At 68.0% G+C, this 12,459-nt stretch carries 11 protein-coding genes; 4 read left to right on the top strand and 7 right to left on the bottom strand.

The annotated features are described in order from the left end of the window. Positions 1-90 precede the first annotated feature (90 nt). Positions 91-687, top strand: a complete 597-nt coding sequence (locus tag AVR91_RS04840) for a TetR/AcrR family transcriptional regulator (protein ID WP_063270803.1) — start codon at positions 91-93, stop codon at positions 685-687. On the opposite strand, the gene AVR91_RS04835 is transcribed toward AVR91_RS04840, so the two are convergent. Both AVR91_RS04835 and AVR91_RS04830 read right to left on the bottom strand, forming a co-directional pair. Beyond that, positions 605-1,399, bottom strand: coding sequence for a glycosyltransferase family 2 protein (locus AVR91_RS04835; RefSeq protein ID WP_063270802.1), 795 nt, complete (start codon positions 1,397-1,399; stop codon positions 605-607). The genes AVR91_RS04840 and AVR91_RS04835 overlap by 83 nt on opposite strands. A gap of 2 nt (positions 1,400-1,401) precedes the next feature. Next, positions 1,402-2,031, bottom strand: coding sequence for a class I SAM-dependent DNA methyltransferase (locus AVR91_RS04830; RefSeq protein ID WP_063270801.1), 630 nt, complete (start codon positions 2,029-2,031; stop codon positions 1,402-1,404). A 131-nt stretch (positions 2,032-2,162) separates the two neighbouring features. Between AVR91_RS04830 and AVR91_RS04825 the strand changes: the two genes are divergently transcribed. Next, entirely contained in the window at positions 2,163-2,507 is a 345-nt protein-coding gene (locus tag AVR91_RS04825; RefSeq protein ID WP_038512763.1) for an MmcQ/YjbR family DNA-binding protein, read from the top strand. Between the two features lie 894 nt (positions 2,508-3,401). Here AVR91_RS04825 and abc-f read toward each other — a convergent pair. The 5 genes from abc-f to AVR91_RS04800 form a co-directional block, all read right to left on the bottom strand. Then, on the bottom strand, positions 3,402-5,021 hold the full coding sequence (gene abc-f / locus AVR91_RS04820) for a ribosomal protection-like ABC-F family protein (RefSeq protein WP_063270800.1): 1,620 nt from the start codon (positions 5,019-5,021) through the stop codon (positions 3,402-3,404). 234 nt (positions 5,022-5,255) lie between these two features. After that, entirely contained in the window at positions 5,256-6,665 is a 1,410-nt protein-coding gene (locus AVR91_RS04815; protein ID WP_063270799.1) for a GH1 family beta-glucosidase, read from the bottom strand. Further along, positions 6,662-7,519 (bottom strand): carbohydrate ABC transporter permease, encoded by an 858-nt coding sequence (locus AVR91_RS04810; RefSeq protein WP_016334661.1) that lies wholly within the window; start codon positions 7,517-7,519, stop codon positions 6,662-6,664. Before AVR91_RS04810 ends, AVR91_RS04815 begins: the two co-directional genes overlap by 4 nt. Then, entirely contained in the window at positions 7,516-8,496 is a 981-nt protein-coding gene (locus AVR91_RS04805) for a carbohydrate ABC transporter permease (protein WP_063270798.1), read from the bottom strand. The genes AVR91_RS04810 and AVR91_RS04805 overlap by 4 nt, the downstream gene beginning before the upstream one ends. 3 nt (positions 8,497-8,499) lie before the next feature. After that, positions 8,500-9,801, bottom strand: coding sequence for an ABC transporter substrate-binding protein (locus AVR91_RS04800; RefSeq protein ID WP_063270797.1), 1,302 nt, complete (start codon positions 9,799-9,801; stop codon positions 8,500-8,502). A gap of 178 nt (positions 9,802-9,979) precedes the next feature. On the opposite strand from AVR91_RS04800, the gene AVR91_RS04795 reads away from it, so the two are divergent. Further along, positions 9,980-11,026, top strand: coding sequence for a LacI family DNA-binding transcriptional regulator (locus AVR91_RS04795; RefSeq protein WP_083737379.1), 1,047 nt, complete (start codon positions 9,980-9,982; stop codon positions 11,024-11,026). A gap of 355 nt (positions 11,027-11,381) precedes the next feature. Continuing rightward, complete coding sequence (locus AVR91_RS04790) at positions 11,382-12,395, top strand: LacI family DNA-binding transcriptional regulator (protein WP_063270796.1); 1,014 nt, start codon at positions 11,382-11,384, stop codon at positions 12,393-12,395. Positions 12,396-12,459 lie beyond the last annotated feature (64 nt).

Below are 12,459 nucleotides of genomic sequence, written 5' to 3'. Positions count from 1 at the left end.
GAGCCCCTCCAGGGTGAGCGCTGTTGAACCGGCATCCAATAGCGAGCGTGGCCTGTTACTGAACCCGTGTCAAGTAAGTACGATGCCCGGATGGCGCCGAGTACTTCCGGGAAGCCCCGCAGCAGGCTGACCACCGCCGAGCGGCGGGAACAACTGCTGCGGATCGGTGCCCGCCTGTTCGCGGAGCGGCCGTACGACGACGTGTGGATCGAGCAGGTCGCGGACATCGCCGAAGTGTCCCGGGGGCTGCTGTACCACTACTTCCCGACGAAACGGGACTTCGTCACCGAGGTCATCAGGTCACAGGGCGAACGCCTGCTCGAGATGACCAAGTCCGACCCCACGCTGCCGGTCGAAGAACAGCTGACGGCCGGCCTCGACGCGTACCTCCGCTACGTCGAAGCCAACGAGGACGGGTACCGGGCGCTGCACTCGGGCACGTCGATCGCCGTCGACGGTGTCCGCGAGGTCCTGGACAACAACTTCGCCGAACAGGGCCGCCGTATCCTCGAGGTGCTGTGCCCGGACGGCGAGCCGCCGGAGGCCCTGCGGGTGCTCGTCCGCGGTTGGCTGGCCTTCGTCGTGGCTGTCTGCCTCGACTGGCTCAAGTACCGGAGGCTGACCCGGGACGAGATCCGGGATCTGTGCGCGAAGGCGTTGCTCGACATCGTCGACCTGCCGACATGACCTCGGCGCGTTCCCCGATCAGCCTCATCCGCGCGAGCCGCTCGCCGTCGTCGTTGTGCGCCGCGGACCTGGTGACCTGTCCGGGCCACTTGCGGTAGAACATGCCGCACGTGGCGATGAAGTAGCCGTCCGAGCAGGCGTTGGCGGCGAGGACCAGCCCGGTGTCCTCCGACGCGGGCAGCGCCATCCAGCCGCCGAGCTCCAGCAGCAGTTCGCGGCGGATGCACAAGGTCCCGGCCACCACCGACGACACGTAGCCGTTGCGCTGCCAGTGCCGCAGGATCGCTCCGCGCTCGATGGGTCCCTCGTCGGGGTCGCTGTCGAAGCCGGTCGTGGTGCCGTCCGGCAGGAGGTCCAGGACCCGGCACGTGGTCCAGTCGATCGCGGGGTCCGAGAGCGCGGCGATGTCCCGGGAGAGTGCGCCGGGCGCCAACAGGTCGTCCGCGTCGAGGGCTTTGATCAGCTCCCCGGAGGAGCGGGACAGGGCCATCATCCGCGCGACCCCGGGGCCGCCCCGGCGGCCCGAGCCGGGCAGCACCCGTGCGTCCGCGGGGAGGGCGCCGTCGAGCAGCCCGGTCTCGCCGTCCTCCTGCACCAGCCATTCCCAGGCCCAGCCCGGCGGGAGTTCCTGCGCGGCGAGGGATTCGAAGGCCTCGGCCAAGTACGGCAGGCTCGGCGGATGGACCGGGGTGATCACGCTGATGGTCGGCATGATCAGGCCGGACGCCGGGCGGTGATCAGGAGGTGTTCCTCCGGCGGGGTCCCCGGCTCGTCGGCGGTGAAGACCTCGGAATGCGTGCCGGTGACCTCCAGCCCGGCCGCCTCGACCCGCCGGACGAGGTCGTCCGGCGCGAAACTGGTCACGAGGAAGGAGCGGCTGAAGAACTCAGCCGGCGCGTCCTCGGCGTCCTTCGGAACGGTGACCAGCGCGAAAAGACCTCCCGGGACCAGCCAGCGCGCGATGTCGGCGAGTACGGCTTCGGTGTCCTTGCGGGGCATCTGGAGGAACGGGAAGAAGGCGCAGACGGCTTCCCAGGTCTCGGGCGGCGAGGTCCACTCGCGCACATCGGCGTGCACGAACGTGGCGGCCGGAACCTGCTCGCGCGCGATGTCGATCATCACCGACGACACGTCGAGCCCGGTCACCCGATGGCCTGCGGACGACAGGTCCTCGGCGACCGGTTTTCCGGTGCCGCTGCCGATGTCGAGCACCCTCGACGACGGCGGCAGGGCGCTCAGCAGATGCCGCACCGCCCGGTCGACCGCCGGGGCCCGCCCGAAGACGTCTTCGTAGTCGGAACCGATGGCGTCGAACAGTTCCGCCGCGGTGACGGGTCGGTCCATTACGCAGCTCCCCGGATCGAGTGGATCTTCCTCGGGCGAATCTACCGCTGCTTCGTATCGCCGTCTCGCGTCCTCAAAGGAAGTGGCCGTTTAGACTGGGACGGACGGAGTTCCTGGGGTTTGGGGTTCAGATGAGCGTGTCGAGTGACGAGTTCCACCGGATGCTGAAGACGCTCGCCGACGTCGAGCGCTCCGACGCGAAGGAGTGGGAGTCGTTCAGCGTGCGCGGGAAGCGGTTCGGCTACTACTGGCCGCGGACCCAGACCGTCGGCCTGAAGCAGACCCTCTCGGAGCAGGAAGCCCTCGTGGCCGAACGGCCCGACGTCTTCGAGGTGCAGTTCACGGCCGGGGGATTCGGCTGGGTGGTGGTCTACCTCGACGGCATCGAATCCGACGAGCTGACCGAATTGGTCTACGAGGCGTGGCGGCTTTCCGCTCCCGAGGAACTCGTCGCCCAGGTTCCGCCGCCTTGCTGAGCGTTAGCGCATTCGTGTGTTGACGCGCGTCACTCTTTTCGGGGGGAACGTTTTCGGGGGCGTGGCGTTGTAGAGGGTGTCGGTACGGATGGTGCCCCCGGGCCTCACCCTTCGCCTTCATGGAATACCGGTCCGGCCGGAGCCATGTCGTGCCTTTCGCCGAGAGGCGGCCCACCGTATCGGCCTTTGCTCCCGCTTCCGCTCGCAGGTAACCCCCAGGCCTTCGCTGAGCGGGAGCGGGTCTTTTTGTTCGTTGTAGACGCGGGTCACATCGATTCGGGCACGCCGACGGGGAACATTTCCGGCGGTGGTGCGTTGTAGAGAGTGTCGGTACGGATGGTGCCCCCGGGCCTCACCCTTCGCCTTCACGGAATACCGGTCCGGCCGGAGCCGTGTCGAGCCACTCGCCGAGAGGCGGCCCCCGTACCGGCCACAAACTCCCGCTTCCTGCTCGCAGGAACCCCCAGCCTTCGCTGAGCGGAAGCGGGACCTTTTCTTTTCTGCGGGGGATTGTCGCTATTCGGTCGAGCGTCGGCGACGGACTGTGTGGATTTTGGGGCGTTGGACGACCTGATATCCACACGTAACGAATTTCTAGCCAAGGGTGTCTTAGGTACCTACGGTCGCGCGGTGGTAGCGCTCGGCCGTCGCCGCCGACGTTGCGAAAGCCACTTTCGCAACCTTCAACGTTGCGAAAGTGGCTTTCGCAACCTCGACCGCGGCCGGGCCCGATACCGCACTGGCGATCATGTCGCGAAAGCCACTTTCGCGACGTCAGACGTCCTGAAAGTGGCTTTCGCGACACACCTCCAGCACCGGAAGCCGGTAGGCAGCCAAGGCCCCCTTGGTCAGAACCGTCCTTACCACTGCCGAGCCACTCAACCCGCCGCCGAATCAGGACTCCACAAGAGCCCCATCGGCCAACCGAACCCGCCGATCCACCTTGATCTCCTTCAGGAACCGCTCATCGTGGCTCACCACCACGAAAGCCCCCTGATAGGCCCCCAGCGCGCTCTCCAGCTGTCCGACGCTGACCAGGTCCAGATTGTTGGTCGGCTCGTCCAGCAGGAGCAGTTGCGGCGCGGGTTCGGCGAACAGGACGCAGGCCAGCGTGGCTCGCAGGCGCTCGCCGCCGGAGAGCACGCCGACGGGAAGCTGGCTTCGCGCGCCTCGAAACAGGAAGCGGGCGAGGAGGGTCATCCGCTGCGACTCGGGGAGGCTCGGGGCGAACGTGGCGAAGTTCTCGGCGATGGTCCGGTCGAGGTCCAGCAGATCGAGCCGCTGGGAGAGGTACGCGATCCGGCCCTCCGACCGCTTCAGCACGCCGCTGTCCGGGACGAGGTCGCCGTTGAGCACCCGCAGGAGTGTCGACTTCCCCGTACCGTTCCCGCCGGTCAGCGCGATCCGCTCGGGGCCGCGGATCGTCAGGTCGACGCCGTCGCCCGCGAAGATGTTCCGGTCGCCGTAGCGGACTTGGATGTGCTCGCCGTGGAACATCGTGCGCCCGGCGGGGACGTTGGTGCCCGGCAGGATCAACGCGATCTTGTGATCGTCGCGAAGGGAGCGTTCGGCCTCGTCGAGACGGTTCTTCGCATCGCTGACGCGGGCCGCGTGCGTCTCGTTCGCCTTGCCGGCGGACTCCTGGGCGTTGCGTTTCATGGTGCCGGCGAAGATCTTCGGCAGACCGGCGTTGCCGAGGTTGCGTGCCGCGTTGCCCGCGCGCCGCGCCGCCCGTTCGCGCGCCTGCTGCATCTCCCGCTTCTCGCGTTTGACCTCTTGCTCGGCGCTGCGGACGTTGCGTTCGGCGACCTCCTGCTCGGCCTTGACCGCCGCTTCGTATTGAGTGAAGTTCCCGCCGTGGTACCGGAGATCGCCGCGGTCGAGTTCGGCGATCCGGTCCATCCGGTCGAGCAATTCCCGGTCGTGACTTACCAGCAGAAGGCAGCCGGACCAGTCCTCGAGCACGCCGTAGAGCTTGCGGCGGGCGTCGAGGTCGAGGTTGTTGGTCGGTTCGTCCAGCAGCAGGACGTCCGGCCGTTTGAGCAGCTGGGCGGCCAGGCCGAGGGAGATGATCTGCCCGCCGCTCAACGTCCGCAGGCTCCGGTCCAGCGAGATGCCGTCGAGGCCGAGCCGGTCGAGTTGCGCGCGGGTGCGCTCCTCGATGTCCCAGTCGGTCCCGATGGTGGTGAAGTGCTCGTCGCTCGCGTCACCGGACTCGATGGCGCTCAACGCCGCGAGCTGCGGCGCGATGCCCAGCACCTCGGCCACGTCCAGGTCGGCGGTGAGCGGCAGCGACTGCGGCAGATAGCCAAGGACTCCCTGGACGGAGACGGATCCGGAGAGCGGCCGAAGCTCGCCGGCGATCAGTTTGAGAAGCGTGCTCTTGCCCGCCCCGTTCGGCGCGACCAGGCCGGTGCGGCCTCCGGGCACGGTGAAGGACAGGTCGTCGAAGACCTGGGTGTCGTCCGGCCAGGCGAACGACAAGGCGGACACGACGACGAAGGCGTCTGACATGGAAATGACCTCGTGAAAGACAGCGGGCGCCGCAAGGCAGCACCGCGGTGGACGTGGCTTAGAGGGGACGACAAAGTGGCCACATCGGCATCAACGCCGGTGGCCTGCCAACTCCGGCTCACCCGGAGATGTCGTCTTCACCTGCCACGTCTGGTCTCCCTGTTTCTCGATCAGGTCCGCTCCACGATAACAAGACCCGCCGGGACGCGGCCACCGCAATCCCGGCGGGGTGACTCAGCTCAGCCCGTTCCGGCTGATCGTCCTGGCGTACCAGAGCGCACTCCGCTTCGGCGTCCGCCGCTGGGTCTCGTAGTCGACGTGCACGAGGCCGAACCGTTTGGCGTACCCCTCGGCCCACTCGAAGTTGTCGAGCAGCGACCAGTAGAAGTAGCCGCGCAGGTCGACGCCCGCCTCGATCGCGTCGTACGCGGCGCGCAGATGCGAGTCGAGGAAGGCGATCCGGTCGGTGTCCGCGATGTCCCCACCGATCAGCGCGTCGGGATAGGATGCGCCGTTTTCGGTGATGTACAACGGGATCGGCCGATAGTCGCGGTGGACTCGCAGCAGGCATTCGGTGAGCCGCGACGGCTGGACCTCCCAGCCCGAGTCGGTGCGGGGCGCCGCCTCGTCGGGGACGAAGTGGACGTCGGGGGCGCCGAGCCAGTCGGCGCCCGCCGGTTCACTGCCGGGCAGGGGAGTGCCCGCGACCTGGTAGCCGCGGTAGTAGTTGATGCCCAGCCAATCGATCGGGGCGGCTATGGTCGCGAGATCGCCGTCCCGCACGAGTTCCTCGATGCCGAGCGGCGCCAGGTCGGCCCGCAGATCGGCGGGGTAGGAGCCACGAAGCACCGGATCCAGGAACAGCCGGTTCTGCAGGCCGTCGATCCGGCGCGCCGCCTCCGCGTCCACAGTGGACGACGGGTCGACCGCCGACACCGGATACAGGTTCAGCGTCACCCCCGACGACGCGGCCGGGGCGTGCCGCCGCAGGACGTCCATCGCGAGCCCGTGCCCGAGCAGCAGATGGTGCGCGGCCGCGACGGCGGCGCGAGGCTCCTGCCTGCCGGGCGCGTGGATCCCGCGCGCGTAGCCCAGCATCGCGGCGCACCACGGCTCGTTCAGGGTGGACCAGCGCGGCACACGGTCACCCAGGTGTGCGACGACCGTCTCGGCGTATTCGGCGAACCGGAACGCGGTCTCGCGTGCCGCCCAGCCGCCCTGGTCTTCCAAGGATTGGGGGAGATCCCAGTGATACAGCGTTGCCCAGGGTTCCACTCCGGCTTCGAGCAGCTTGTCGACGAGCCGGTCGTAGAACGCGAGCCCCCGCGGGTTCGGGGCGCCGCCGTCGGGCCGGATCCGGGGCCACGACAGGGAGAACCGGTACGCGCCGAGCCCGAGCCGCCGCATCAGGTCGACGTCTTCGGCATAGCGCCGGTAGTGATCGGCGCCGGGCTCCCCGGTGTCGCCGCCGACGACGGCGCCCGGGCGGCGGGCGAAGACGTCCCAGATCGAGTCGGTCCGGCCGTCGGCGGAAGTCGCCCCTTCGACCTGGAAGGCCGCGGTGGCGGCGCCCCACACGAATCCGGGCGGGAACAGCAGCGCGGTCTTCGCCCGGACACTGTCGGGATGAGCGGACATGGTCACCCTTTCACGGCACCTTGCATGATCCCGGCCACGATCTGGCGGCCGAGGAGGAGGAAGACGATGAGGATCGGGATGGTGGCCAGGGTGGTTCCTGCCAGCACCAGCGAATAGTCGACGTAATAACCGCTCTGCAGCTTCTCCAGGGCCAGCTGGACGGTGGGGTTGCCGGCGTCCAGCACCACGAGCGGCCAGAGGAAGTCGTTCCACGACGTCATGAACGTGAACATCGCCAGGATCGCCGCCGCCGGGCGGACCGCGGGCAGGCAGACGTTCCAGAAGATCCGGATCATGCTGCAGCCGTCGACCCTGGCCGCCTCGATCAGTTCGTACGGCACCGCGTCCAGCGTGTACTGCCGCATCCAGAAGACACCGAACGCGGTCACCAGGTTCGGCACGATCACCGACTGCAACCCGCCGGCCCAGCCGAATTCCGACATCGCCATGAACAGCGGGATGATGCCGAGCTGGGTCGGCACGGCGAGGGTGATGACGATGAACACGAACAGGCCGTTCCGGCCGCGGAACCGCAGTTTGGCGAACGCGAACCCGGCGAGCGCCGAGAACAACACCGTGGTGAGGGTGACCGTGCCGGACACGATCAGGCTGTTCGCGAGCGCCTTCCAGAACGGCACCGTGTCGAACACCCTCGCCGCGTTGGCGAAGAAGTTCCCGCCCGGCAGGAAGGGCGGCACCCGCTCGGTGAGCATCCCGCTGTCCCGGCTGGCCACCAGGAACGACCAGTAGAACGGGAAGAGCGAGCCCAGCACGAAGATCGTGAGCACGACATAGGTCGCCCGGCGTGGTTTGCCGAGTGCCGAGACGCCCCGCTTGAGTCCATTGTGGATCGTGGTCATTTCTTCTTCACCGCCGTGAGCCTGCCGGTGAGGAAGAAGTTCACCAGCGCGATCAGCACGATGATCACGAACAGCAGCCACGCGATCGCCGAGGCGTAGCCGAGTTCGTAGTTCTCGAAGGCCGTTTGGTAGAGGTACAACGTCACGGTCTGGAACTGGTTGGACGAGCCGCCGTTGTTCGAACCCGGCATGGCGTCGAACAGCTTGGGCTCGGTGAAGATCTGCAGGCCGCCGATGGTCGAAGTGATCGTGACGAAGATCAGCGTCGGCTTCAGCAACGGCAGTGTGATGCTGAAGAACCGGCGCGCGGTCCCCGCGCCGTCGATCAGCGCGGCCTCGTGCAGTTCCTTCGGGATGGCCTGCATCGCCGCCAGCACGATCAGCGCGTTGTACCCGGTCCAGCGCCAGTTCACCATGATCGCGATCGCGACATGGCTGCTGAACCGGCCGGCCTGCCAGTCGACCGGATCCAGCCCGATCGTCTGCAGAAGACCGTTGACCAGCCCGTACTTCGGCCCGAACAGGTTCGCGAAGATGATCCCGAGTGCCACCAGGCTGGCGGCGTAGGGGAGCAGGACGCCGACGCGCCAGCCGGTCGCCCCGCGGATCCTGGCGCTGAGCAGCGCCGCCAGGAGCACCGCGATGATCAGCTGCGGAACACTGGAGAGCAGGAAGATGCTGACGGTGTTCTCGAGCGCGTTCCAGAACTGCGTGTCGGCGAACAGTTCCTTGAAGTTGTCGAGGCCGAGGAAGGTGGGGTCGTCATCGCCCGCCTCCCAGCTGAACAAGGACACGTATGCCGTGTACAGCAGCGGGAACAACCCGACGATCCCGAACACCACGAAGAACGGGGCGATGTAGAGGTACGGCGAAACCTTGACGTCCCACCGGCTCAGCCGATGGCGGAGGGTGGGCCGGGGCGGCGTGCGCGCCCCGGCCTTCTCCTCGTCCGGCGCGATCTTGTCGACGACGGTCATCGGTCAGCGCGTGATCTTCTTCGCGGCGTCGAGCAGTTGCGTCCAGCCCTCGGCCGCGGACTTGCCCTGTTCGACGGCCTGCAGCGCCGGGCTCGACGCGTTCTCCTGGATCTGGCCGTCACCGGGGCCCTTGTACTGCGGCTTCGCGACCTTCTTGGCCTGCTCGGCGAACAGCTGCCCGATCTTGGCGCCACCGAAGTACGCGTCGGTCTCGCTCAGCAGCGCCGGGTCCTCCAGCGCCTTGACCTGGCTGGGGAAGGTGCCCTTCGCCTTGAACGCCTTGATCTGCTGCTCGGGCGCGGTCAGCCAGGCGGCGAGTTCGGCCGCCTCCTTCGGGTGTTTCGACTGCGTGGGCACAGTGAGGTACGAACCGCCCCAGTTGCCGCCGCCACCGGGGAAGGCCGCGGTGACCGCCCACTTGCCGGCGTTCTCCGGGCCGGAGTGCTCCTCGATCACACCGAGCATCCAGGCGGGGCACACCTTCGTGGCGAAGGCTCCCTGCTTGAACCCGGAATTCCACTCGTTGCTGAACGCGGTGAGCTTGGCCGACTGTCCTTTCGCGACGGCGCCGGTCACCTTGGCCCAAGCGTCCTTGATGCCCTGGTTGGTTTCCACCGCGAGCTTGTCGTCGCTGCCGATGTAGCCGGTGGGGAGCTGGTTGACCATGGCGTTGAAGTTCTGCGCGGCCGAGTCGAACCACGCCTTCCCGCCGGACTTGGCGACGTACTGCTCGCCCGCCGCGAAGTAGCTGTCCCAGGTCGCGAACAGTGGTTTGACCGCTTCGGGGTCGGACGGCATCCCCGCCGCTTCGAGCATGTCCTTGCGGTAGCACATGGCCAGCGGGCCGATATCCGTCCCGTAGCCGATGACCTTGCCGTCCTTGGTCTTCGCCGCGTCGTACTTCCAGCCGAGCCAGCGGTCGGGGGACACCTCCGCCGGGCCGATCTCGGTCAGGTCGTTGAACTTCGAACCCTTGTCGAGGACGTTCGACAAATGCCCTTCCTCGACGGCGGTGACGTCGGCGAGTCCGGAACCGGCGGCCAGTTTCGTGATCAGGTCCTGGTGGTACGGCCCGCCCTGACCGGTCTTGCGGTGGGTGATCTTGATGTTCGGGTGCAGCCGCTCGTACTCGGGGATCAGCTCCTCGTAGCCGAACTCGGTGAACGTCGCCAGTGACAGTTCGACCTTCGCGTTCGGGTCCGACGCGGCGGGCGCGCCGCCGTCGTCACCGCCGCACGCCGCCAGTCCGAACGTCGTCATCGTGATACCCAGTGCCAGCACCAGGCCGTTCCGGATGCTTCTCACGTCAATGTCCCTTGCAGGTGGGTGGGAAGAAATGGGAGCGCTCCCAGGATGGGCAGAGTCTGTCGCCAAGGTATGGCCGTGTCAATAGCTTGTAATGAGAGTGTTTCCGACAGGGGAGCGCTCTCAGTGCGATGCCTCGCCGGACACTAAGCTGTCGGTGTCCGGATGGAGCTGAAGAGTGAAGGTGGCGCTGGTGGGGCCTCGACCAGGGGAAGACGGCAGGCCGACGCTGGAAGACGTCGCCGCGTCCGCCGGGGTCAGCCGGTCGACGGCGTCCCGTGCGCTGAACGACGACGGCTACGTCAGCGCGCGCTCCCGCGAGAAGGTCCAGGCCGCGGCCCGCGAACTCGGGTACTCCCCGAACCAGGCGGCGAGATCCCTGGTGACCAAGCGGACCGGCGCGGTCGCGGTGGTCCTGTCGGAGCCGGAGGCGCGGCTGCTCGACGACCCGTACCGCACCGCGGTCATGCGTGCGGGCTATCGCGAGCTCGCCGACATCGGCTGTCAGATGGTCTTGATCTTCAGTGACACTCGCGAGGACCTCGACCGCACGGTCCGGTTCCTCGACGGCGGGCACGTCGACGGCGTGCTGGTGTTCGCGCCGCATCGCACCGACCCGCTGCCCAAGGCGTTGCGGCAGTTGAGGATCCCGGTGGTGTACGGCGGGCAGGCCGCCGGGCTCAAACGCGGTGTCCACGTCGTCGACTTCGACAACGAGGGCGGCGCGAAGCTCGCGGTCGCGCATCTGGTCGAGGCCGGCCACCGGCGGATCGCCACGATCGCGGGCCCGCAGGACCAGAGCGCGGCGATCGACCGGCTCTCCGGCTGGCGCAAGACCCTTCTCGACGCCGGGCTCGACCCGGCGGATCTGATGGAGGAGGGCGACTTCACCCTGACCGGCGGAGCGAAGGCGATGACGAACCTGCTCGCCCGGCGGCCCGACCTCGACGCGGTCTTCGTGGCCAGCGACATGATGGCCCTCGGCGCGCTCCGCACGCTGCATTCCGCCGGGCGGCGGATTCCCGCGGACGTCGCCGTCGTCAGCTTCGACGACAACGCGACCCTCGCGCCGGAGATGGACCCGCCGCTGACATCGGTCCATCAGGATCCTCGGGAACAGGTCCACGCGATGGTGGAGACGCTGCTCGCGGTGATGGACGACCGGGATCTCAAGCCCCGTCAGCGGATCTTGCCGGTCTCGCTCACGCATCGCGCCTCCAGTTGAGCCGAGGGTGGTCGTGAGTGGCGTTTCGGGTTCTAACCCGAATTGCCACTCACGAGGTCCCTTGTGCGGAGCCGGTCGTTTCGCGTGAGTGGACGGACGGCACCGCGAGTCGTCCCTCGGGACACATGTGTCGTCCAGGCAGTCACGCGAGTTGTCCCGCTGATCACGTGTGTCGTCCATCTGTACACGGCGGTAGGTGCCGAAGGCGTCCTTGGCACGTTCCGGCGACACCTCCCGGCTGGCACACCGAGCGGGTCCGTGACCCGACTGTGACTCGGCGAGCGCTTGACCCGGTTCGTGTTATCGCTAACACTTGCGGCACTCGTCACACGGTACCGGGATTGGGAGACAGGCGATGGCACGCGAAACCACCGAGAGCAAGCAGGCCAGTCTCACCGACGTGGCCGCGCTCGCGGGCGTTTCGCATATGACGGTCTCGCGCGTCATCAACGGCACCGGCCCGGTCCGCGCCGAGACGCGGGTCCGCGTCAACGCGGCGATCGAGCAACTGGACTACCGGCCGAACTCGGTCGCCCGCGCGCTGGTCACCGGCCGTTCGGGCACGCTCGGCGTGGTCGCGCTCGAGGCCAACCTCTACGGCCCGGCCAGCACTTTGAGCGGCATCGAGCACGCCGCTCGCGAGGCCGGCTACGCGACGACCATAACCAGCATCAGCCGCCCGGGCCGGTCGTCCATCACCGACGCCGTGGAGCGCCTCCGCCGCCAGGCCGTCGAGGGCATCGTCGTGATCGCGCCGCACGTCACCGCCGCCCGTGCGCTGGAGGCGGCGCCCAGTGACGTGCCGCTCGTCGCGGTCGGCGGCGGTGAGAAAGCGCCGGTCCCGGTGATCTCGGTCGATCAGTACGACGGCGCGCGCCGCGCCACCGAACACCTTCTCGGCCTCGGGCACGACACCGTCTGGCATGTGGCCGGGCCCGAGGACTGGCTGGAGGCGCTCGACCGCGAACGCGGCTGGCGCGAGACCTTGGAACGGCACGGCGCGCCGATCCCGCCCGTCATCCGCGGTGACTGGAGCGCCCGGTCCGGGTACGCGGCGGGGCGATCCCTCGTCGGTGAAAAGGGCCTGGACGCGGTGTTCGTGGCCAACGACCAGATGGCCCTCGGCTTCCTCCGCGCCTGCACCGAGGCGGGCGTGAACGTGCCGGGGGAGATGCGGATCGTCGGCTTCGACGACGTTCCCGAGGCGGCGTACTACACGCCGCCGCTGACGACGGTGCGCCAGGACTTCGTCGAAGTCGGCAGGCGCACGTTCGACCTGCTCCGCCGCCGCATGAACGGCGGTGAGAACCGAGATCGCGACCTGGTGGTCCCCGAACTGATCGTGCGGGAGAGCACCGGTCTTTCGTAGCGCCGAGAGCGGTCCCTGCGTCTCAAGGCGCGAATGTTAACGCTAACTCAATTGATCAGTGCGG

It is taken from the genome of Amycolatopsis keratiniphila subsp. keratiniphila (assembly GCF_001620365.2).
Lineage (GTDB): Bacteria > Actinomycetota > Actinomycetes > Mycobacteriales > Pseudonocardiaceae > Amycolatopsis > Amycolatopsis keratiniphila.
Note: the sequence above shows the minus strand (reverse complement) of the source record. Positions and strands in the feature narration are given on the sequence as shown.